We start from the raw sequence: 26545 nt of genomic DNA, 5'->3' as shown, positions 1-26545 counted from the left end.
CATACCCTTCATACCCTTCATACCTTTAGTAGACCGGCCTTTTTTTCACACTGTTCAAGGATTTTCTCCAATAAGCTTACGAACTGACGAAGCAGTCTCTCAACCGAAGCTTGTAAAATTCTGCTGCGGTTGTACTCACATGTCATGGAAAGGATACGGCCATCCCCTCCACAGTTGAGCACGAGATCAAACTGTTTAGCAAATCCTGCCGGTAATGGGACAGCGTCTATAAATGCACAAAGTAACTGACCTTCTTGTTGTTCATAAGTAGTATACTTCACCTGGTCCCAATCAAATCGATCTTCCGTTTTCAGGTATCTGTCTACTATTTCAAAAACTTCCTCCAACTCTTCAGCTTCTTGGAACGAAACCTCAACTTGGCATAATACCTCACTTTCTAATAAGCAAGGCAAAATAACCGTTTCTGTTTGTGCGTATTCTGACATCAAATATGCAAAAGCAGTCATCAGCACAGATACCTTTTGGACGCTATAGTGACTTGAAACGCGTGCCAAGCTCTGCCCCATTTTTTCCGATAACTCAAAGCGCATTACATCGCCTGGAATGTATTCTCCCTGCTCTACCAAACCTAAGGTTGGGACTGCAAGGGGCTTCCAATTAAATGCTTGTTTCTGCGCATAATTCGTTTCGACGTACCGAGCCAATTGACGTACGTTCGGCTTTCCGAACAAATCAGCTAAAACAAATATGCCCGGATACTTTTTCTCTAACTTGGTATACACATCTATAATGCGCAATGAGTTCCCGCCCACATAAAAGAAGTTATCCAAAACCCCTATGTCACTTTTGTGAAGAACTGCCTGCCATATTTTTATAATTTCAGATTCAATCTTGGTAATAGGCGGTAATTTCTCTTCTTGATCATTCATTGTAATATCTGGAATAAGAAGCAATTTACGGTCGACCTTGCCGTTATTATTGAGTGGAATATTCTCCATCTCCACAAAATAGGACGGGATCATATAGTCCGGCAAACACTGAGACAAGTGAGCATGTATTTGGGCTACAGTTAGCGGCATGCTACATACCAGATACGCGCATAAATATGTCTGCCCTTGCTCCTCTTCATGGGCCAAGACGACTGCTTCGCGGATATGCGCATGCGCCAGAAGCTGCGTCTCAATCTCCCCGCATTCAATCCGGTAGCCGCGGATCTTCACTTGGTGGTCCATCCGGCCCAAGTACTCCAGATTGCCGTCTGGCAACCATCTCGCCAAATCCCCTGTCCGATACATTCGCGTCCCCGGCTCGAACGGGTTGTCTACAAATTTCTCCGCCGTGAGGTCCGGCCGGTTGAGATAGCCCCGCGCCAGGCCATCACCTGCGATGCATAGCTCCCCTGCGACGCCCATCGGCTGCAGTTGCCAGTTGTCATTCACAATGTACAGCTGCGTATTCGCGATCGGCCTCCCGACCCTCACGGATTGATCGGCGGTCACTTCTCGCACCGCGGACCAAATTGTCGTCTCCGTCGGACCGTACATATTGAACAGCACAGCCTTCGATTTGCTTTGCAGCTCCGCCAGCAGTTCCTCCGTCCAGGCCTCCCCACCGATCAGTATTTCCGTTACATTTTCTAGCCAAGTCTCAAAGCCCGCTGACAACAGCATCTTCAGTCTCGATGGCGTCATCTGCACCATCCCTATCTGCTCGTACTCGATTAGCGCCGCCAGCTGCTGAGGGTCCCTCTGCTCTTCTTCGTTGACCAACACGACCCGCATGCCTTGCGCCAACGACAGGAGCGTCTCCACCACCGAGATGTCGAACGATAGCGTCGTCGCAGATAAAATTGACTTCGCCGGAGTAAATGGAATCAATTGCCCCATCCCTGCAATAAAATTAACTACTGAACGGTGCTCAATCATGACCCCTTTCGGGTTCCCGGTGGTCCCCGAGGTATAGATCACATACGCCAAATACCCAGAATCCAACTTTATTGGCGGATTGACCTCGGATGACACTTCTCCTCCAGAGCTCAACTCGATGACCGTGCCTTCAAATCCGCAACGATCCAGGCCAGTTTGAACTAGTAGCACAGCCGCGCCACTGTCCTCAAGCATATACCGGATGCGCTCCGCAGGCAGCGATGGGTCGATTGGCACGTATGCCCCGCCGGCCTTCAAGATACCGTAAAGCCCGACCATCAGTTCCAGCGAACGTTCCGCCATAATGGCCACCATTCGATCTGGTCCTACACCTTGTCCACGCAGCGTCCACGCCAGCTGATTCGCCCGTGCATTCAACTCCGCGTAGGTCAATTGCTGATCTCCATACACCACCGCTACCGCATCCGGTGTCTTCTTCACCTGCGCTTCAAACAGTCCGTGGATTGTTGCTTCTCGTGGATAATCCATTGCCGTGTCGTTAAATGCATGTAGCTGCTGCTTCTCCTCGGATGTTATAAGCTCATACGAGCCAATGCTCGCTTTCGGCTGCTCGATCATTTGGGACACGAGCTGCACGAAGTGCCTCAGGTACCGTTCCACCGTCTCTTCGTTAAACAACGCGCGGCTGTATTCCAGCGTCAGCTGCAGTCCTTGCTCACGCTCCACCACATTCAGTGTGAAATCAAACTTCGTAGTCGGGTGGTTCAGTTCCACTGGACGAACCTCAACATTCGCTAACTCAAAGCGCGGCTGTTCCATGTTCTGCAGGATCAACATCGTGTCAAACAGCGGGTTGCGGCTCAGATCGCGTCGCACGTTCAGCTGCTCCACCAGTTCCTCGAACGGATAGTCCTGATGCTCAAACGCCGCCAGTGTCCGCTCTTTCACTTCCCATACGAAGTCCATGAACTGTTTGTCCCCCGATGGCGCGTTACGCAGAGCCAGCGTGTTGACAAACATGCCGATCATCGGTTCCGTATCGCCATGGGTCCGTCCGGACACCGGTGTACCCACCACGATATCGGTCTGCCCGGTATACTTGTGCAGCCACACGTTATACGCCGCCAGCAGCACCATGTACAGCGTTGCTCCGGTCTCTGTCGCAATTCGCTTCAGCCCTTCGGCTACCTCCGCACTGATCTGTGTATGGACCTGCCCGCCTTCGCTACTTGGTACCGCCGGACGTATCCGGTCGGTCGGCAGCTCCAGCACCGGCACTTCCTCCGCATACGCCGACAGCCAGTACGCTCCATGTGCCTGCATCCGCTCCACCTCGAGCGTGCTTTGTTGCCACACGGCGTAGTCTTTGTACTGGATCTGCAGCGGTGCCAACTCCTCGCCACCATACGCCGTGAGGAAGTCCGATACTAAAATATTCATCGACACGCCGTCCGACACGATATGATGCATGTCCCACAGCAACCAGTAGCGATCTTCCGCCAATCGCAGCAACTCAGCCCGCAGCAGCGGTGTCTGATCCAGCACGAACGGACGTACGAATCGTCGGCTGAACTCGCGCGCTTCCGCTTCTGCTACTTCCCGGTATACCCACTCTAACGGCACGTCTTCATGCACCTGTTGCCTCGGTTCACCATCGACCCAGATAAACGATGTACGTAGGGATTCGTGACGAGCGATGACTGAATGAATCGCTTGCTCCAGTCGACCGGCATCCACCTGCCCGACCAGTTCGATCACACCTGGCATGTTATACCGTGTACTCTCCGGATCCACTTCATGCAGTACATACAATCGCCGCTGCGACGACGACAGCGGGTAGGATGCCTGCGTTGCCGCGGGCTCGATCCGGCCGTAGTCGCTTTCATCCGCACTGCGCACATATTCAGACAATGCCTTCACTGTCGGTCGCGCGAATAGCTCCCGCAGCGGTAGCTGCACCGCCAGCTGCTGATGGATGCGTGTCACCAGTGTCACTGCTTTCAACGAGTGGCCGCCGCGCTCGAAGAACGAATCGCCGATACCAACCTCGTTTACGCCCAGCACCTCTGCGAATAGCTCTGCTAAGTGCGTCTCCAGCGCATCCCGCGGTGCTTCATAGGCTTTCGTGTATGCTTCCCGATCCGGTGCCGGCAGCATTTTGCGGTCCACCTTACCGTTATTGTTGAGTGGAATGTTCTCCATTTCCACAAAATAGGACGGGATCATATAGTCCGGCAAATACCGAGACAGGTGATCATGGATTTCGGCTACGGTCAGCGGCAGGCTGTATACCAGATAAGCACACAGGTATGCCTGCCCATGTTCATCGTTTCGAGACAACACGACCGCTTGACGGATGTGTTCATGCTCTTTCAGTCGAACTTCGATCTCCCCACATTCGATGCGATGCCCACGGATTTTCACTTGATGATCCATTCGTCCCATGTACACAAGGTTACCGTCCGGCTGCCATCTTCCCAAATCTCCCGTCCGATACATCTTCGTCCCCGGTTCGAACGGGTTATCCACGTATTTCTCCAGAGTCAATTCAGGTTGATTAATATAACCACGGCCCACACCTTCCCCGGCTATACATAGCTCACCCGCGACGCCAATAGGTTGCAATTGACCGTTTGGATCAACAACATAGTAGCGCATATTAGCATTAGGACTACCGATCGTCACGGTCTGCTCTGTGCTGACGTCCCGCAGCATTGACCACACCGTCGTTTCTGTCGGACCAAACATGTTATATATCGCCGCCGAAGATAGGGTCTGTAATTGATTCAACAGATCTTCTGTTAGCGCCTCCCCGCCAACCATGATGTCGCTCACACTCTCCAGCCAGGAGTAATCAGAACTAATAGCCAATAGCGTATGAAGTCTGGATGGCGTTGCCTGCAGCATCGCTATCTGATGGCGTTTAATTAGTTCGCTCAACTGCTGTGGATCCCTCTGCTGATCCTGGGTAGCTACAATAATCCGCATACCCTGGGTTAATGCCAGTAAAGTCTCCACGACCGAGATGTCAAAGGATAATGTCGCCGCAAATAAAATCGGCTTGGTCGGCTCGAATGCAATCCTCGCTGTCATTCCAAACAGGAAATTGACAACAGAACGATGCTCAATCATGACGCCTTTCGGTCGACCGGTCGTTCCCGAGGTGTACATCACATACGCCAAATGGTCTGGCATTACTATCACACCGGGGTTCGTTTCAAGTAGCTCTCCTGTCTCGGCAGTCTCGAATTCCAGAATACGCCCTTGGAACCCATACGTGTCTACACCCTGATGACGCAATAGTACACTTGCGCCGCTGTCTTTGAGCATTGATCGAATCCGTTCAAACGGCAACACCGGGTCGATCGGCAAATATGCACCGCCAGCCTTCAATATTCCCAGTAGACCGATAATCATGTCCAACGAACGCTCCGCTGCAATGCCCACTACCGTATCTGCTTGAACACCATTGTCTCGCAGTATCCATGACAACTGATTCGCTCGTGCGTTCAGCTCCGCGTAGGTCAGCTGCTTGTCGCCGCATATCACAGCCACCGCATCCGGCGTTTTCTCCACCTGCGCTTCAAACAGCCCGTGGATCGTCGCTTCCCGTGGATATTCTGCCGCCGTGTCGTTAAATGCATGTAGCTGCTGCTTCTCTTCTGATGTGACCAGCTCATACGAGCCAATGCTCGCTTCTGGCTGCGCGATCATTTGGGACACGAGCTGCACGAAGTGCCTCAGGTACCGTTCCACCGTCTCCTCGTTAAACAGATCGCGGCTGTATTCCAGCGTCAGCTGAAGTCCTGGCTCACGCTCCACCACATTCAGTGTGAAATCAAACTTCGTGGTCGGGTGGTTCAGTTCCACTGAACCAACCTCAACATTCGCTAACTCAAAGCGCGTCTGTGCCATGTTCTGCAGGATCAGCATCGTGTCAAACAACGGGTTGCGGCTCAGATCGCGTCGCACGTTCAGCTGCTCCACCAGTTCATCGAACGGATAGTCCTGATGCTCAAACGCGGCCAGGGTCCGCTCTTTCACTTCGCGCACGAAGTCCATGAACGGCTTGTCCCCCGACGGCGCGTTACGCAGTGCCAGCGTGTTGACAAACATGCCGATCATCGGCTCCGTATCCCCATGGGTCCGTCCCGACACTGGCGTGCCCACCACGATATCGGTCTGCCCGGTATACTTGTGCAGCCACACGTTATATGCCGCCAGCAGCACCATGTACAGCGTTGCTCCGGTCTCTGTCGCCATTCGCTTCAGCCCTTCGGCTACCTCCGCACTGATCTGTGTATGGACCTGCCCCCCTTCGCTACTTGGTACCGCCGGACGGATCCGGTCGGTCGGCAGCTCCAGCACCGGCACTTCCTCCGCATACGCCGACAGCCAGTACGCCTCCTGCACTTGCATCCGCTCCACCTCGAGCGTGCCCTGCTGCCAGACTGCGTAATCTTTGTACTGGATCCGCAGCGGCGCCAGTTCCTTCCCGGCATACGCCGCCAGGAAATCCGATATTAAAATTCCCATCGACATGCCGTCCGACACGATATGATGCATATCCCACAGTAGCCAATAACGATCTTCTGCTAATCGCAGCAACTCAGCCCGCAGCAGCGGTGCCTGATCCAGCACGAACGGTCGCACGAATCGTCGGCTGAACTCGCGCGCTTCTGCTTCTTCTACTTCCCGGTACACCCACTCCAACGGCACGTCTTCATACACCTGTTGCCTTGGTTCACCATCGATCCAGATGAACGATGTACGTAGGGATTCATGACGGGCGATGACCGAACGAATGGCTTGTCCCAGTCGACCGGCATCCACCTTCCCGACCAGTTCCATCACACCTGGCATGTTATACCGTGTGCTCTCCGGTTCCATCTCATGCAGCACATACAACCGCCTCTGCGCCGACGATAGCGGGTAGGATGCCTGCGCTACCGCGGGCTCAATCCGGCCGTAGTCGCTTTCATCTGCGCTGCGTACATAAGCTGCTAACGCCTTCACTGTCGGGCGCGCGAATAGCTCCCGCAAGGGTAGCTCCACCGCCAGCTGCTGATGGATGCGCGTCACCAGTGTCACTGCTTTCAACGAGTGGCCGCCGCGCTCGAAGAACGAATCGCCGATGCCAACCTCGTTGACCCCCAGTACCCCTGCGAACAGCTCCACCAATTGCGTCTCCAGCACATCCCGCGGTGCTTCATAGGCTTTCGTGTATGCTTCTCGATCCGGTGCCGGTAGCATTTTGCGGTCCACCTTACCGTTATTGTTGAGTGGAATGTTCTCCATTTCCACAAAATAGGACGGGATCATATAGTCCGGCAAATACCGAGACAGGTGATCATGGATTTCGGCTACGGTCAGCGGCAGGCTGTATACCAGATAAGCACACAGGTATGCCTGCCCATGTTCATCGTTTCGAGACAACACGACCGCTTGACGGATGTGTTCATGCTCTTTCAGTCGAACTTCGATCTCCCCACATTCGATGCGATGCCCACGGATTTTCACTTGATGATCCATTCGTCCCATGTACACAAGGTTACCGTCCGGCTGCCATCTTCCCAAATCTCCCGTCCGATACATCTTCGTCCCCGGTTCGAACGGGTTATCCACGTATTTCTCCAGAGTCAATTCAGGTTGATTAATATAACCACGGCCCACACCTTCCCCGGCTATACATAGCTCACCCGCGACGCCAATAGGTTGCAATTGACCGTTTGGATCAACAACATAGTAGCGCATATTAGCATTAGGACTACCGATCGTCACGGTCTGCTCTGTGCTGACGTCCCGCAGCATTGACCACACCGTCGTTTCTGTCGGACCAAACATGTTATATATCGCCGCCGAAGATAGGGTCTGCAATTGATTCAACAGATCTTCTGTGAGCGCCTCCCCGCCAACCATGATGTCGCTCACACTCTCCAGCCAAGAGTAATCAGAACGAATAGCCAATAGCGTATGAAGTCTGGATGGCGTTGCCTGCAGCATCGCTATCTGATGGCGTTTAATTAGTTCGGTCAACTGCTGTGGATCCCTCTGCTGATCCTGGGTAGCTACAATAATCCGCATACCCTGGGTTAATGCCAGTAAAGTCTCCACGACCGAGATGTCAAAGGATAATGTCGCCGCAAATAAAATCGGCTTGGTCGGCTCGAATGCAATCCTCGCTGTCATTCCAAACAGGAAATTGACAACAGAACGATGCTCAATCATGACGCCTTTCGGTCGACCGGTCGTTCCCGAGGTGTACATCACATACGCCAAATGGTCTGGCATTACTATCACACCGGGGTTCGTTTCAAGTAGCTCTCCTGTCTCAGCAGTCTCGAATTCCAGAATACGCCCTTGGAACCCATACGTGTCTACACCCTGATGACGCAATAGTACACTTGCGCCGCTGTCTTTGAGCATTGATCGAATCCGTTCAAACGGCAACACCGGGTCGATCGGCAAATATGCACCGCCAGCCTTCAATATTCCCAGTAGACCGATAATCATGTCCAACGAACGCTCCGCTGCAATGCCCACTACCGTATCTGCTTGAACACCATTGTCTCGCAGTATCCATGACAACTGATTCGCTCGTGCGTTCAGCTCCGCGTAGGTCAGCTGCTTGTCGCCGCATATCACAGCCACCGCATCCGGCGTTTTCTCCACCTGCGCTTCAAACAGCCCGTGGATCGTCGCTTCCCGTGGATATTCTGCCGCCGTGTCGTTAAATGCATGTAGCTGCTGCTTCTCTTCTGATGTGACCAGCTCATACGAGCCAATGCTCGCTTCTGGCTGCGCGATCATTTGGGACACGAGCTGCACGAAGTGCCTCAGGTACCGTTCCACCGTCTCCTCGTTAAACAGATCGCGGCTGTATTCCAGCGTCAGCTGAAGTCCTGGCTCACGCTCCACCACATTCAGTGTGAAATCAAACTTCGTGGTCGGGTGGTTCAGTTCCACTGAACCAACCTCAACATTCGCTAACTCAAAGCGCGTCTGTGCCATGTTCTGCAGGATCAGCATCGTGTCAAACAACGGGTTGCGGCTCAGATCGCGTCGCACGTTCAGCTGCTCCACCAGTTCATCGAACGGATAGTCCTGATGCTCAAACGCGGCCAGCGTCCGCTCTTTCACTTCACGCACGAAGTCCATGAACCGCTTGTCCCCCGATGGCGCGTTACGCAGTGCCAGCGTGTTGACAAACATGCCGATCATTGGCTCCGTATCCCCATGGGTCCGTCCGGACACCGGAGTGCCCACCACGATATCGGTCTGCCCGGTATACTTGTGCAGCCACACGTTATATGCCGCCAGCAGCACCATGTACAGCGTTGCTCCGGTCTCTGTCGCAATTCGCTTCAGTCCCTCGGCTACCTCCGCACTAATCTGCGTATGAACCTGCCCACCTTCACTGCTTGGCACCGCCGGACGTATCCGGTCGGTCGGCAGTTCCAGCACCGGCACTTCCTCGGCGTAGACCGATAGCCAGTATGCTTCATGCGCTTGCATCCGCTCCACCTCGAGCGTGCTTTGTTGCCACACGGCGTAGTCTTTGTACTGGATCTGCAGCGGTGCCAGCTCCTCGCCACCATACGCCGTGAGGAAGTCCGATACTAAAATATTCATCGACACGCCGTCCGACACGATATGATGCATGTCCCACAGCAACCAGTAGCGATCTTCCGCCAATCGCAGCAACTCAGCCCGCAGCAGCGGTGTCTGATCCAGCACGAACGGACGTACGAATCGTCGGCTGAACTCGCGCGCTTCCGCTTCTGCTACTTCCCGGTATACCCACTCTAACGGCACGTCTTCATGCACCTGTTGCCTCGGTTCACCATCGACCCAGATAAACGATGTACGTAGGGATTCGTGACGAGCGATGACTGAATGAATCGCTTGCTCCAGTCGACCGGCATCCACCTGCCCGACCAGTTCGATCACACCTGGCATGTTATACCGTGTACTCTCCGGATCCACTTCATGCAGTACATACAATCGCCGTTGCGCCGACGATAGTGGATAATCTTCATCCGGGTTCGCCGGTTCGATGGCGCTGTACGTCTTCTTCGACATTCCCTCAAGCTTCCGAGCCTGCTCCTTGATCGTCGGCAGTCGGAATACTTCCTGCAGCGTTAGCTCTAAATTCATCTTTTTCTGAACTTTGGATACCAGCGTGGTTGCCCGCAAGGAGTGCCCCCCGATTGCAAAGAAATCGTCCCACACACCAATGTTCTCTATATTAAGCACGTCCTGCCAAATACTAAGCAGCTTCAGTTCCGTTTCGGTGCTTGCCGCTTCATAACGTTCTTCCGAATGAACTCTAGCAACGGGTTCCGGCAACGCTTTGCGATCTATTTTGCCGTTAGGGGTGAGCGGCAAACACTCAATTGGTATCATGTACCCAGGGATCATGTATCCCGGCAGTGCTTGTCTCAGGTGCTCCCGAATATCTGCCGAAGACGTTTCCTCCTGTAACACCACATAGGCGCTCAAGTAGTTCCCTCCAGCGGCATCCTCTCGGTTTATCACTACCGCTTCGCGGACCGCCTCATGCTTCAGTAGCTGGTTCTCAATCTCACCCAACTCCACCCGGTACCCGCGGATCTTCACCTGGTAATCTTGACGTCCTAGAAACTCCATATTGCCGTCCGGCAGCATCCGTCCAATATCCCCCGTCCGATACATCCATCCTTGCGGTACAAATGGATTGACCATGAACGATGCACGTGTCTTGACCGGATCATTCAAATATCCTCTGGCTACGCCCACTCCCCCGATATACAGTTCCCCGGCCACCCCATACGGCACCGGATGCCGATCTGCATCCAGAATGTAAAAAGTGTTATTTCCCAGAGGCTTTCCGTACGGAATGCTCGTTTGATCGGTCAACACTTCCTCAATCGGGTAGTAGTTAGACCACACGGTTGCTTCCGTCGCTCCCCCAAGTCCTATCACATGAACATTCGGGAAATATACCTTCGCGCGTTCCATCAAATCGACCGGAATCCAGTCCCCGCTTACCAGTGCCAGCCGCAAAGTGTGCTGGCTGATTGCTTCGTTTTGTTCTGCTATACCATGCAGCACATGATTTAGCGTCGTCGGCACCGAGTCCCAGATCGTAATCGCTTCCTCTTCAAGCAGTAGCTGTATTTGTTTCGGATCCTGCACCTGCTCCTGACTTGCAATCACAATCTGGGCTCCAACCGCCAGTGGGCCGAAGATGTCATACACCGACAAGTCGAAGCACACCGAAGTAATGAATAACAGCCGATCTTCCTCATGCACGTCAAACTCCTGATTGACCCAGCTAATCAAGTTTACTGCCGAATGATGCTCAATCATGACTCCTTTCGGCTCTCCGGTCGAACCGGACGTGTAAATAATGTATGCCAGCTCGTGCGAATCTTTAGCAAGCTGAAGCACTTCACTCGAATGCTCGATCAGCGATGGATCCCGGCTATCGATGAATTGCGCAGACGTTTCTGCATACTCCCGATCGACCACAACAATCCGTACGTCTGCATGGCTGATGATATGTGCGATCCGGCTTTGCGGATAGTTCGGGTCCATCGGTACATACGCTGCCCCGGCTTTTAGAATCGCCAGCATACCCACGATCATCTCAAAGCCTCGCTCGGTCATCAATCCGACATGATCATTAACGTTCACCCCGCGTGCCTGTAGCCGCCAAGCCAATCGGTTCGAACGCTCGTTCAGTTCCCGATAAGTCAATAGCTGACCGTTCCAGCGTAAAGCCGGTCGCTCGGGTGTCTTCGCCGCTTGTTCCTCAAATAGTTGATGCAGTGTCTTCTCTACTGCGTACTGCATGTCAGTCCGGTTCCATTCATACACAATCTCTTGCCGTTCTGCTTCCGTCATCAGATGCTCCATCGACAAGAAATCCGTCTTCTCATCGCACAACGCTCCCAAGATGCGCTCGTACCAAACGAAGGCGGTATTGATTTCATGATCCTCAAAATAAGCCGACGCATATTTAATCTGCACGTTCAAGTTCTCAAGGAATTGCGATACCTCAAGGTCAAACCATGTATTCGTCATTTCGTTTGCTTCCAAGCTCATTGCCGCTGTCTCCGCTACCATTCCATCCTCCAGCTGTACTTCCTCCAGCACATGGAAATCCGTATAGTTAAACAGCGTATCGAAGATCGGGTTGACTGACGGGCTCGATACTTCGCCGATCGCATGGGCGATATCGACCAGGAACAGTTCATTCGCCTTCATGTGTGCAAGCTGCTGTTTTGTACGGCACACTAGTTCCGACTTGGACACTCGACGTGTGACTCCCATCCTGATTGGGACCGTATTTAGGAAACAGCCTAACACTTTATCCGCATCCTCAAGAGCTGGGCGGTCGTGGCTGACCACACCCGTGACAACCTCTTCCTCCGTCGTCAGAATGCCCAGCAGATACATATGCGCGCTCAAGCACAGTTCCTTGACGGTACACCCGTACCGCTTCGCCTGACGCTTCAAGGCTTCCAGCAACGTGCTGCTCAGTTGTCTGCGATACATTTTACTGACCGCTCCGCGGTCTCTCTTCTTACCTGCGTAGTTAAATGGCAACTTGTTGCGGGTATACCCCGCCAATTCATTGATCCAATATTGTCGACTTTCCTCATCGCTCTCCCGATATCGGTTGATCGCCACATAATTCTTGTAGCTGCTTTGTAGTGGCTTCATATCGATCTTTTTTTTCTGCAGCAGTTGCAGGTATATGTCTATGGCCTCTTGTTGAAAGGACGCCACGCTCCATCCATCCAGAATCGCATGATGGAACGTAAACACCAGACAATAATCATGCTGTGTATTCAGTCGGAACAAGCGAACTCGCCACAGCACCTCGCCATCGAACCGGAACACGTTACACTGGTCTTGTTCAATATATGCGCTAATGACATGTTCCTGCTCTTCTTGGCCAAGTAAAGAAATATCTTCTATTAAAAAATCAGGCACAATCCGGGCATGCACAATCTGGACTTCTTCCTCGAAATGCGTGAGGTCGAAGGTGGTACGCAGAATCGGATGCTTATCGGATAACCACTGCAGTGCTTCGGTAAACCGATCCGTCGATACGATCTTGAAATAGTATAAAAACTGATCGTGGTAGATTGGTTCCTCCGGTCGCAATCTCGAGTAGAACACCATACTCTGCTGTATTTTGCTCAGTGGATACACGTCCTCGTATGCTGCCGGCAGGTATTTCACCTGTTCTGGATCGTCCGTGATGCGCCGCTTCATCTGCTCCAGCATCTCCTGTCCCAACTCCAGCTGCCGATTTGGCTTGTGCTTCTGCGCTAAAATCTCCGCTAGCTCTTTGATGGTCTGATGCAGGTACAACTCTTTTAACGGGAGGGATGCGTCCAGGTCACGATTGATTCGGCTAACCAAACGAATGGCCTTGATCGAGTCACCGCCCAGCACAAAGAAGTTATCGTGGATACCGACCTGCTCCAATCCCAGCAAATCCTGCCAAATCTCTGCCAGTTGTTGCTGCTTCGGCGTGCTTGGCACCTCGTAATTGCTGCCGGGATGCTGCGCTTTCGGCACTGGTAACGTCTCGCGGTCCACCTTGCCGCTGGTATTTAGCGGGATGTTTTCCACTTCTACAACATAGGACGGGATCATGTATTCCGGCAATTGTACTGCCAAATGCGCCCGTAGTTCTTCAACGGAAACAGCCTCTTCACTCACGAGATATGCGCACAAGTATGCCTGTCCTTTCTCATCCTCGCGGGCCAGCACAACGGCTTCGCGAATATGCGCATGGGTCAAAAGCTGCGCCTCGATCTCCCCACACTCGATCCGGTAGCCCCGGATCTTCACCTGGTGGTCGATCCGGCCCAAGTACTCCAGATTGCCGTTCGGCAACCATCTTGCCAAATCCCCCGTTCGGTACATCCGCGTTCCCGGCTCTAACGGGTTGTCGACGAATTTCTCCGCCGTCAGCTCTGGCCGATTGAGGTACCCTCGCGCCAGGCCGTCACCTGCGATGCACAGTTCACCCGCAACACCCATCGGCTGCAGTTGGCCCTGATCATCCACAATGTACAGATGTGTATTCGCGATCGGCTTGCCGATCGGCACAGTCGCTTCCGCAAAGGTTGAAATACTGTCGTAATATGTGACATCGACTGTAGCTTCTGTCGGCCCATACAGGTTGTGAAGCGTTGTCTCGCTTCCTTCCAGTAGCTTGTAAAAACCCGTCACTTGCTGCGGCTTCAATGCTTCACCGCTGGCAAAGACCCGGTGCAAGCTACTCAGCTTTTCTTGATGGAACATCTTGCCCGCTTGCTCCAGGAAGACGCTCAGCATTGATGGTACAAAATGCATCACTGTGACCCCTTGCTGCTCAATTGTTTCAGCCAGTACCGCTGGATCTTTCTCTCCCTGCGGTGCAAGCATGCTGACCCGAGCACCAGTCATCCCCCACCAGAACAGTTCCCACACCGAAACGTCAAACGTAATCGGTGTCTTCTGCAAAATGACATCCTGTTCTCCAATCGGGTAGCGGTTCTGCATCCAGTAGAGACGGTTAATCACCGCCCGATGTTCAATCATGACCCCTTTCGGGTTTCCCGTGGTTCCCGAGGTATAGATCACATACGCCAAATGCCCCGAATCCAGGTTTAGCGGCAGATTCGCATCCGATGGCACTTCTCCTCCAGCGCTCAACTCGATAACCGTACCTTCAAATCCGCATGAATCCAGGCCAGGTTGAACGAGCAGCACAGCCGCGCCACTGTCCTCGAGCATATACCGGATGCGCTCCGCAGGTAGCGATGGGTCGATCGGCACGTAGGCCCCGCCAGCCTTCAAGATACCGTAAAGCCCGACCATCAGTTCCAGCGAGCGTTCCGCCATAATCGCCACCATGCGGTCTGGTCCTACACCTTGCTCGCGCAGCGTCCACGCCAGCTGATTGGCCCGTGCATTCAGCTCCGCATAGGTCAGCTGCTGATCTCCGTACACCACCGCCACCGCATCCGGCGTTTTCTCCACCTGTGCCTCGAATAGTCCGTGGATGGTCGCTTCCCGTGGATAATCCGCCGCCGTGTCATTAAATGCATGTAGCTGCTGTTTCTCTTCTAACGTGAGCAGCTCATACGAGCCAATGCTCGCTTCCGGCTGCGCTATCATTTGGGACACAAGTTGCACGAAGTGTCTCAGGTACCGTTCCACCGTCTCCTCGTTAAACAGATCGCGGCTGTATTCCAGCATCAGCTGCAGTCCTTGCTCACGCTCCACCACATTCAGTGTGAAATCAAACTTCGTAGTCGGGTGGTTCAGTTCCACTGGACGAACCTCAACATTCGCTAACTCAAAGCGCGGCTGTTCCATGTTCTGCAGGATCAACATCGTGTCAAACAGCGGGTTGCGGCTCAGATCGCGTCGCACGTTCAGCTGCTCCACCAGTTCCTCGAACGGATAGTCCTGATGCTCAAACGCCGCCAGTGTCCGCTCTTTCACTTCCCATACGAAGTCCATGAACTGTTTGTCCCCCGATGGCGCGTTACGCAGAGCCAGCGTGTTGACAAACATGCCGATCATCGGTTCCGTATCGCCATGGGTCCGTCCGGACACCGGTGTACCCACCACGATATCGGTCTGCCCGGTATACTTGTGCAGCCACACGTTATACGCCGCCAGCAGCACCATGTACAGCGTTGCTCCGGTCTCTGTCGCAATTCGCTTCAGCCCTTCGGCTACCTCCGCACTGATCTGTGTATGGACCTGCCCGCCTTCGCTACTTGGTACCGCCGGACGTATCCGGTCGGTCGGCAGCTCCAGCACCGGCACTTCCTCCGCATACGCCGACAGCCAGTACGCTCCATGTGCCTGCATCCGCTCCACCTCGAGCGTGCTTTGTTGCCACACGGCGTAGTCTTTGTACTGGATCTGCAGCGGTGCCAACTCCTCGCCACCATACGCCGTGAGGAAGTCCGATACTAAAATATTCATCGACACGCCGTCCGACACGATATGATGCATATCCCACAGCAACCAGTAGCGATCTTCCGTCAATCGCAGCAACTCAGCCCGCAGCAGCGGTGCCTGATCCAGCACGAACGGACGTACGAATCGTCGGCTGAACTCGCGCGCTTCTGCTTCTGCTACTTCCCGGTATACCCACTCTAACGACACGTCTTCATGCACCTGTTGCCTCGGTTCACCATCGACCCAGATAAACGATGTACGTAGGGATTCGTGACGAGCGATGACTGAATGAATCGCTTGCTCCAGTCGACCGGCATCCACCTGCCCGACCAGTTCCATCACACCTGGCATGTTATACCGTGTACTCTCCGGATCCACTTCATGCAGTACATACAATCGCCGCTGCGACGACGACAGCGGGTAGGATGCCTGCGTTGCCGCGGGCTCGATCCGGCCGTAGTCGCTTTCATCCGCACTGCGCACATATTCAGACAATGCCTTCACTGTCGGTCGCGCGAATAGCTCCCGCAGCGGTAGCTGCACCGCCAGTTGCTGATGGATGCGCGTCACCAGTGTCACTGCTTTCAGCGAATGACCCCCGCGCTCGAAGAACGAATCGCCGATACCAACCTCGTTTACGCCCAGCACCTCTGCGAATAGCTCTGCTAAGTGCGTCTCCAGCGCATCCCGCGGTGCTTCATAGGCTTTCGTGTATGCTTCCCGATCCGGTGCCGGCAGCATTTTGCGGTCCACCTTACCGTTATTGTTGAGTGGAATGTTCTCCATTTCCACAAAATAGGACGGGATCATATAGTCCGGCAAATACCGAGACAGGTGATCATGTATTTCGGCTACGGTCAGCGGCAGGCTGTATACCAGATAAGCACACAGGTATGCCTGCCCATGTTCATCGTTTCGAGACAACACGACCGCTTGACGGATGTGTTCATGCTCTTTCAGTCGAACTTCGATCTCCCCACATTCGATGCGATGCCCACGGATTTTCACTTGATGATCCATTCGTCCCATGTACACAAGGTTACCGTCCGGCTGCCATCTTCCCAAATCTCCCGTCCGATACATCTTCGTCCCCGGTTCGAACGGGTTATCCACGTATTTCTCCAGAGTCAATTCAGGTTGATTAATATAACCACGGCCCACACCTTCCCCGGCTATACATAGCTCACCCGCGACGCCAATAGGTTGCAATTGACCGTTTGGATCAACAACATAGTAGCGCATATTAGCATTAGGACTACCGATCGTCACGGTCTGCTCTGTGCTGACGTCCCGCAGCATTGACCAGACCGTCGTTTCTGTCGGACCAAACATGTTATATATCGCCGCCGAAGATAGGGTCTGCAATTGATTCAACAGATCTTCTGTGAGCGCCTCCCCGCCAACCATGATGTCGCTCACACTCTCCAGCCAAGAGTAATCAGAACGAATAGCCAATAGCGTATGAAGTCTGGATGGCGTTGCCTGCAGCATCGCTATCTGATGGCGTTTAATTAGTTCGGTCAACTGCTGTGGATCCCTCTGCTGATCCTGGGTAGCTACAATAATCCGCATACCCTGGGTTAATGCCAGTAAAGTCTCCACGACCGAGATGTCAAAGGATAATGTCGCCGCAAATAAAATCGGCTTGGTCGGCTCGAATGCAATCCTCGCTGTCATTCCAAACAGGAAATTGACAACAGAACGATGCTCAATCATGACGCCTTTCGGTCGACCGGTCGTTCCCGAGGTGTACATCACATACGCCAAATGGTCTGGCATTACTATCACACCGGGGTTCGTTTCAAGTAGCTCTCCTGTCTCAGCAGTCTCGAATTCCAGAATACGCCCTTGGAACCCATACGTGTCTACACCCTGATGACGCAATAGTACACTTGCGCCGCTGTCTTTGAGCATTGATCGAATCCGTTCAAACGGCAACACCGGGTCGATCGGCAAATATGCACCGCCAGCCTTCAATATTCCCAGTAGACCGATAATCATGTCCAACGAACGCTCCGCTGCAATGCCCACTACCGTATCTGCTTGAACACCATTGTCTCGCAGTATCCATGACAACTGATTCGCTCGTGCGTTCAGCTCCGCGTAGGTCAGCTGCTTGTCGCCGCATATCACAGCCACCGCATCCGGCGTTTTCTCCACCTGCGCTTCAAACAGCCCGTGGATCGTCGCTTCCCGTGGATATTCTGCCGCCGTGTCGTTAAATGCATGTAGCTGTTGCTTCTCTTCTGATGTGACCAGCTCATACGAGCCAATGCTCGCTTCTGGCTGCGCGATCATTTGGGACACGAGCTGCACGAAGTGCCTCAGGTACCGTTCCACCGTCTCCTCGTTAAACAGATCGCGGCTGTATTCCAGCGTCAGCTGAAGTCCTGGCTCACGCTCCACCACATTCAGTGTGAAATCAAATTTCGTGGTCGGGTGGTTTAGTTCCACTGGACGAACGTCAACATTCGTCAACTCGAAGCGCGTCTGTGCCATGTTCTGCAGGATCAGCATCGTGTCAAACAACGGGTTGCGGCTCAAGTCCCGGCGTACGTTCAGCTGTTCCACCAGTTCATCGAACGGATAGTCCTGATGCTCAAACGCGGCCAGGGTCCGCTCTTTCACTTCACGCACGAAATCCATGAACGGCTTGTCCCCCGACGGCGCGTTACGCAGTGCCAGCGTGTTGACAAACATGCCAATCATCGGCTCCGTATCCCCATGGGTCCGTCCCGACACTGGCGTGCCCACCACGATATCGGTCTGCCCGGTATACTTGTGCAGCCACACGTTATACGCCGCCAGCAGCACCATGTACAGCGTTGCTCCGGTCTCTGTCGCCATTCGCTTCAGCCCTTCGGCTACCTCTGCACTGATCTGTGTATGGACCTGCCCGCCTTCACTGCTTGGCGCCGCCGGACGGATCCGGTCGGTCGGCAGTTCCAGCACCGGCACTTCCTCCGCATACGCCGACAGCCAGTACGCCTCCTGCGCTTGCATCTGCTCCACCTCGAGCATGCCCTGCTGCCAGACCGCATAATCCTTGTACTGGATCCGTAGCGGCGCCAGGTTCTCACCGGCATACGCCGACAGGAAGTCCGACACCAGAATACTCATCGACACGCCATCCGACACGATATGATGCATATCCCACAGCAGCCAGTAGCGATCTTCCGTCAATCGCAGCAACTCAGCCCGCAGCAGCGGTGCCTGATTCAGCACAAACGGGCGTACGAAGCGCCGGGTGAGCTCCCGTGCTTGGTCTTCTTCTACATCTCGACATTCCCAGTCCAGTGTCACATCTTCATGCACCTGTTGTCTTGGTTCACCATCGACCCAGATAAACGATGTGCGCAGCGATTCGTGACGGGCGATGACCGAACGAATGGCTTGCTCCAGTCGATCTGCATCCACCTGCCCAGTCAGTTCCACGACACCCGGCATGTTGTAACGCGTGCTCTCCGGCTCCACTTCATGCAGCACGTACAACCGCCGTTGCGACGATGACAGTGGGTATGATACCTGCGCTACCGCGGGCTCGATCCGGCCGTAGTCACTTTCATCCGCACTGCGCACATAAGCTGCTAACGCCTTCACTGTCGGTCGCGCGAATAGCTCCCGCAACGGTAGCTCCACCTCCAACTGCTGATGGATGCGCGTCACCAGCGTCACTGCTTTCAGCGAGTGGCCGCCACGCTCGAAGAACGAATCGCCGATGCCAACCTCGTTGACCCCCAGCACCCCTGCGAACAGCTCCACCAATTGCGTCTCCAACGCATCCCGCGGTGCTTCATAGGTTGCAGTGTACGCCTCCCCATCCGGTATTGGCAGCGCCCTGCGATCCACCTTACCGTTGGTGTTAAGGGGGATGTTCTCCATTTCCACAAAGTGCGACGGGATCATGTAATCCGGCAGCTGTGTTGCCAAATGTGCCCGCAGTTCTGCAACGGGAACTGTTTCAGCACTTACAAGATATGCGCATAAGTACGCCTCGCCTTGCTCATCCTTCTGATCCATGACGACCGCTTCCCGTATATGCGCATGTGCCAGAAGCTGCGCCTCAATCTCTCCACACTCGATCCGGTAGCCGCGGATCTTCACTTGGTTGTCGATTCGGCCCAAGTACTCAAGATTGCCGTTCGGCAACCATCTTACCAAATCTCCTGTCCGGTACATCTTTGTTCCCGGCTCGAACGGGTTGTCTACAAATTTCTCCTCCGTCAGCTCCGGCCGATTAAGATAACCTCTTGCCAAACCATCACCGGCAATATACAACTCACCCACGACGCCTATTGATTGCAGCTGCTGATCCGCTCCGAGAACATAAGCCCGCAGCGTCGGAAGCGGCTTGCCAATGTTGCTGATGCCGCTTGTAATGTCCTCCTCACCCAGCTTCTTATACGTCACATGCACGGTCGTTTCCGTGGTCCCATACATGTTGATTAAATCTGTATTAGGATATTTTTGGCGCCACCCCACTAATTGGCTAGGCGATATGGCTTCTCCACCAAAGATCACCATTCGTACGGATAGCTTAGCGTTCGCTTCGTCCATTTCCCGGTGCGCCAGCGCATAAAACGCGCTAGGTGTCTGGTTCAACACCGTCACCCTCTCGTGTTGTAGCAGGCGGAGCATCTGTTCTGGGTCTCGTGCCGTCATCAGTGGTACGACGACCAGCTTGCCTCCATAGAGCAAAGCTCCGTACATTTCCCATACTGAGAAATCAAAGCAATACGAGTGGAACATCGTCCACACGTCTCGTTCGTCGAAATCAAACGCCATGCGGTCGTTGAACATCAGCCGTACCACGTTCCGATGCGTTATCATCGTCCCTTTTGGCTGTCCGGTCGTCCCTGAGGTATAGATTACATAGGCCAAATGCTCTGAATTCGTCGCCTGCGGTGGATTCTCCACTGGCATCGAATTCATTTCTCCGACATATACCCGGCATCCCTTAAACGGAAGCGCTTGCGTACGAAGCTCGACGTCACGCATTGTCACGAGCCATGCAGCTCCACTATCCGTCAGCGTATAAGCAATCCGGTCAGCTGGATAATCCGGATCAATCGGTACGTAGGCCCCACCAGCCTTCAAAATGCCTAACATCCCGACGATCATCTCTACCGAGCGATCCATCAGGATCGCCACAATACGATCCGGCCCTAGACCTTGCTCGAGCAACGTCCACGCTAGCTGATTTGCCTGCGTGTTCAATTCAGTATAGGTCAGCAGCTGATCCCCGTACACCACCGCAACCGCATCTGGCGTTTTTGCCACCTGTGCTTCAAACAGTCCGTGAATCGTTGCTTCCTGCGGATACGCCGCCGTCGTGTCGTTAAACGCATGCAGCAACTGCTGCTTCTCCTGATTCGAAACAATATCGATTTGGGAAAGCGGCGTATTCATCTGTTCCATCACTAATTCAAGGAAGTAAGTGAGCTGCTGCTTCAACTTGATCAGGCTATCATGAGCATAGCGACTAGCATCATATTGCAGTATAACTGAAAGTGTATCGTCCTCTTTTCGGAAAAATATATGTATGTTGCATTCAGAGAAGGCGGGATCAATAGTTTGATGTATGCTGTTAAGTGAGACAATCGTACTAAATTTCAACAACTCATTCCGGTTCATAGGCAGACCAGTTTTTTCAGAAATGTAAGTATGAGGAAACTTTTGATGTTTGGCGGCTTCAGTTAAGCCATCGCGAACCTGGATTAGCACGTCTCTGAAAGTACTGTCAGAGTTAATCCCGATGCGAATCGGTAATACAACCGAAGCAGATTCTTCACTTTCTCTCTTTTTTAGTGTGGGCATCCCCACTAATACATCCGTAAGATTCAAATACCTTGAAAGAAACGATAGCGTTCCTGACATTAATACCATGAACATTGCTTGTTCGGAATTCTTAGATAGTGACAATACACGATGTAAGGTTTCATTAGTAAGCTGATGTTCAACCTGTCGGAACGACTGATTGCCTGCAACACCTTCCCTCCCTTGAGAGATAGTTGTTGGTGCGGGAGAATCTGCGAGTTTTTCAAGCCAATAACTAACGGCTTCTGAATATCTACCACTAGAGGCCATAAGCCTAACGGTTAAAGAGTCCATTTTTGAACCTCCAATACATTTAATAACTTTATATTTAACCTACATCTCTACCCATCAGTTAAAGTATCTAGCACGAATTAGATGTAAAACCGCTTCCGTTGCTATAAAGTTAGTTCCTTCCCTGAAGCTGTTATTTCTTTTATCATCCTTCGAATAGCCTTATACGGTTCGATAACTTTTTGATATTTGCTTGGAGCTGAATTGTGCTTTTTTTTTGTAGATACGGCAGTAGATAAGCATAGTGTTTCACAATGCCCAGTAGCGATAAAAGCATAAATTAGGCAGTGTTGCCTCTTGTTCATGCACACTGTTCACAAAACCCGTTTCATTAATCGGTCAGCAAGCAAGGGTACAAAATCCCTTATGCTTTTGCAAAGAAACTGAAATCTTCGACACAAGTTGGCCGGTACAAATTGCGCGACTGCATGTAGCATGGAAATCGTTGCTCTTCCACTGCATCCCCCATGTTCTCAATAATGCCTCCAGTATTTGCCTCTGGTATGCACTAGTTTAATAACGCAGGAAACAATGTGGCACTATGCTCGGTGAGGAAAGTCTCTCATTTTCAACCTCTTGAAGTATTTGATAGGAGATCATACTTACGATCAAAGCTGAAAATTGTGCGTTAAGTTTTAACCGTATGTATTTGCGGGCTTCCCTCAAAATAAATTTTCTAAGAACGAAGCCAAGGACATCGTTGGCCGTTTCGAATAATCCGTGCGATCGGTACCAGAGTACCAAGCTTAGCCTACTCCAACATAATGTGAGCCTTGACTAAGAGTGAACTTTTTTTGTGATTAATAATATTTATTATAATTTATAATAAATATTTGGAATTGTATGTGATTACAATTCCAAATGAGAAAATAAAAAAAGAGAACCCTGTAATACCATCACCTTATGAGATGTGTTCTCATAACTAAGAATTAAAAATATTCCGAACGATTATTGTCCACCACTCCTTTTCAGCCACGAAGGGAGGCATCTAACACCCTGATGCCCTTTTCCCATTAAAGCGTATACTTCCAACTTATATTATATTTCATCCAATAATGCCCAGCAACCTGAAATATCATGCTGATGCCGGGGACCATCTCTAATCTTTCAGTTATGTGTCGATATTATATTCATGTACTAAAAGATTCATAAAATGCCTCAATGGAGATTTCCTCCTAATTCAAAAACAGAAAAGTTTTATCCCATTAAATTTATCTAAGAAGCAAAACTCGTTAATATAAGATTATCAAAAAGAAGAAAACAAGCTACTCCCGGTGAGGTACCAGAAACAGCTTGTTTTCTTCTTTTTCTATGTCCCTTTTTTAAATAATAAATCCAACAATAGACTTTTGTTTTGAATCGTCTATTTAATGGAAATAACATGTAATTTCTCGATCCTAATGGTTTTCTAACTTACTAGTGGCATTGTAGATATTCAAGTCTAAGCTGTGTAAAAATTTTTTTCATTTCTATATATACTTCTTGTTGAATACTTGCTTTTTGAAATGACTGAGCATTACCATCATCAAGCTTCATAGTATCAGTTTGCTTTTCAATTTGTCCTACTGCATAATTTTCTAGTGATTCTAATTGATCATAAAATTCCTGACTGTATTTCAACATTCTCTGTCACCTCCTTTAACAAAAAAAATCTCAATACAAGAAACATCCTAGGCTTATAATTTTCGCTTTCTTACCAAACCACTTACATCTACAGTTATTGGTGTTTGATTGAATTGATAATGTCGGTTTGCCTGTCGATTTAACGCTTTATAAATATTTTGGAGCAAACTTCATAAATAATATCGTCTATTGACACAGCAAAATTGTGGCAATACAATGAAAATATATCAAAGTTTGAATAGAAACACAATGTCACCCTTTTTCTCCTAGCTATAAAGAACTCTATAAATTATTGAAATTTTAAATAATTCAAATTTATACAAAAAAAACTAAATAGCACCTGGTTTGGAAGATGCAATGGAACGATGAACCAAAGTAATGTAAGCGTTTGAATAAATACTCTAATATATCGAAACATAAGAGGAGACAATACATATGCAAACTATAAAACTCCCCATTAATCCAACGCCTCCAATCATTGTTTATCAATATAGGGCCTTTCCTCTCTCAATTACATCAAATTACTCCGAAACGCTAACATGGTTTTACAGCAACTTTATTCATTTAAAGTGCAATCTAAATTTCATTAAAAATAAGGATGATTTTGATATTGACTTTATAGCAGGGAATATTTATGGAGGTATTCCTTGGCTAGACTATCTCGAAACTCAACATAAAACTGAAGATGAGCATGATCTATGCATGGATATTTTATCAAAAATCAATGAAGGATATTACTACTACTCTTTTGTAGATGAATATTATATTCCAAATAGACAGGCGTATAAGAAGTTTCATAATACACATGACTTACTTATATATGGTTATGATTTATCAAACAATCTTTTTAATGTAATTGGCTTCAATGAAAGAATGCAGTATGTAGAATCTTACGTTAGCTTTGACGATTTAGCTAAAGCTTTGAAGTTTTCTGAAGCTAACTATTCTAACTATATTAAGAAAAGAGAGAATATCAACTATAGCTTTGATAAATATAATGTAATAGATAAGTTAGAGGACTATCTGTTTTCTAATAATTGTGCAGGGAATCTTTCAAAGTATGATTTTGATAATCGAACAGAACATATGAGAGATCTAAACCATAATTTATCGAACGAAAATTGGGGTTTTGGGGTCGACGTATATACTCAACTTAATTTATTTTTCGATGCACTCATTGCCAAGGAAGTCAATGTTGATATTCGTCCATTACATTGTTTGTGGGAACATAAAAAGTGCATGTTTAATCGAATAAATTTCTTTTTTCAAAATCGTATGATTTATGATTCAGAAATAATAAATTCATATCAAAAGGTTGTATCACAAGCTGAGGTTGTCCGCTCATTGATGTTGAAGTATATGTTGACTAATGATATCTCTATTATAACTAAAATCAAATCTATCACTCATGAGCTTTGCATCAATGAAATTAGTATATTAAATAAAGTTGTCAAGCAACTACATAATAATTAGGAGCGTGAGATTATGCATATAACAAATGTAAATAAATTAGAAATTGATATTACCCATGTGTGTACACTTCAATGTTTTAACTGTGATAGAGGTTTATCTCTAATGCCAGGGGGCAAAGAGACAAATGTAAGTTTAGAACAAATAAATAAATTAATTGAACAAACGATTGATAATAATCATCATTGGGAACAGATAAGGATAATGGGGGGAGAGGCAACGGTTCACCCTGAATTTAATAAAATTATTCAAACTCTATATGATTATAAACAAAAATATAATAGATCCCTTAGATTAATTGTTGCTACCAATGGACATACTGAATTTACAAAGAATAAGTTAAACTGGCTGGAGCTTAACTATCCAAGTATTATTGTCGAGAATACAGCTAAGGTAAACAACTATCAAAAAGGATTTGACTTAATTCATTATGCTGCCAGTGACTTTAACGATGATCCTAATTATCAGTATAAAGGTTGTTGGACAACTGAGGCATGTGGGGTTGGATTAAATGCCTCTGGTTTTTATTGTTGTGCAGTTGGAGGGGCTATAGATAAATTTTTCAAATATGATATCGGGATTAAAGATTTGACAGAGGTAACTGTTGAGAATATGACTAAGATGTTCGAACCTTTATGCTCTAAATGCGGGAGACACGAATATATTCAAGTTGATAACAATAATATCGAAGTAGTTGTTTCTAAAACTTGGAAGGAATGTTTAGATAACTTTGACGCGGATAAAAAACTGGCAAGATATTAATAGAGATATATTTGTGAATATATCATATAACGTTTAACTACTAATTAGGTTGTTTTTCTGTCGTCTGGAATAAAATAGTCCTGCTCTGGTCATCGCCCGTCCATTTAAACGTTAAATTGAATAGTGAACTTTTCCTGAAATTCAAATTGGACGGGGAGATCTCAGAGCTTATCCTCTTAGATTATTCCAATTCTACTCACTTCTCTCTGTAGGCAAAATTCTTCTTTCATGTCTAGTCTGTACGTGAAAGTTCATGACTGTATTCAACCAAACTAAAAGCTCATTCCTCATATAAACTTGCAAATGAAATTAAAAACTTGCTCCTTTCCCGTAAAAACATGTATTGAGATTCTTATCCCGTACACAGTGTAATCTCAAAATCCCACTCATTTCGGCTACGTACTCATGTGATAACCTCTTGCCTTTTGCTTTCAGACCTTCCGATTCTAATATGCCAAACTTTCTACCTATCGCTAACAAATTTCCTCGTTCTTTGATTTCATTGTACGGATTATAATTTCCATTTCACTTTACTGGCATGACAAAAATCCCCTCTGGTTATAAGTGTTGTGTTCATTGTAACATGACCTCTTTCCTTCACTCTTTACCCTGAGGGGACCTTACCATGTTCTTTATTTAGCAACAGTCTGCAGAATAAGCAATCGTTTCGTAAGCAGTTATCACTAAAGGCCTGGGAATACACTATCCCAGCTTTTTCATGTTGTCCTCTGACGTCTAAAGTCCGCTAAATCCATAACAGAGATTCTAGT

Annotated in this window: 4 protein-coding genes; 2 read left to right on the top strand and 2 right to left on the bottom strand. The window is 49.8% G+C overall.

Translation table 11 applies throughout. The features are described from left to right. Positions 1-17: 17 nt before the first annotated feature. Positions 18-21899, bottom strand: a complete 21882-nt coding sequence (locus tag M1D71_RS03210) for a non-ribosomal peptide synthase/polyketide synthase (RefSeq protein ID WP_458127148.1) — start codon at positions 21897-21899, stop codon at positions 18-20. A gap of 1437 nt (positions 21900-23336) precedes the next feature. Further along, a complete protein-coding gene (locus M1D71_RS03205; RefSeq protein WP_347388820.1) occupies positions 23337-23543 on the bottom strand; it encodes a hypothetical protein in 207 nt (68 codons plus the stop codon). Between the two features lie 435 nt (positions 23544-23978). On the opposite strand from M1D71_RS03205, the gene M1D71_RS03200 reads away from it, so the two are divergent. Together M1D71_RS03200 and M1D71_RS03195 are read left to right on the top strand one after the other, a co-directional pair. After that, a complete protein-coding gene (locus M1D71_RS03200) occupies positions 23979-25016 on the top strand; it encodes a hypothetical protein (protein WP_458125217.1) in 1038 nt (345 codons plus the stop codon). Between the two features lie 12 nt (positions 25017-25028). Then, complete coding sequence (locus M1D71_RS03195; protein WP_458125216.1) at positions 25029-25775, top strand: radical SAM protein; 747 nt, start codon at positions 25029-25031, stop codon at positions 25773-25775. The last annotated feature ends 770 nt before the right edge of the window (positions 25776-26545 follow it).

It is taken from the genome of Paenibacillus sp. Z3-2, assembly GCF_054161325.1.
This window is presented reverse-complemented; position numbering and strand designations above follow the sequence as displayed.

What these genes read in the sequence shown, in the direction of transcription:
- M1D71_RS03200 (WP_458125217.1), top strand. Translation starts at nt 23,979, where the DNA reads ATGCAAACTATAAAACTCCCCATTAATCCAACGCCTCCAATCATTGTT.
- M1D71_RS03205 (WP_347388820.1), bottom strand. Translation starts at nt 23,543, where the DNA reads ATGTTGAAATACAGTCAGGAATTTTATGATCAATTAGAATCACTAGAA.
- M1D71_RS03210 (WP_458127148.1), bottom strand. Translation starts at nt 21,899, where the DNA reads ATGGCCTCTAGTGGTAGATATTCAGAAGCCGTTAGTTATTGGCTTGAA.
- M1D71_RS03195 (WP_458125216.1), top strand. Translation starts at nt 25,029, where the DNA reads ATGCATATAACAAATGTAAATAAATTAGAAATTGATATTACCCATGTG.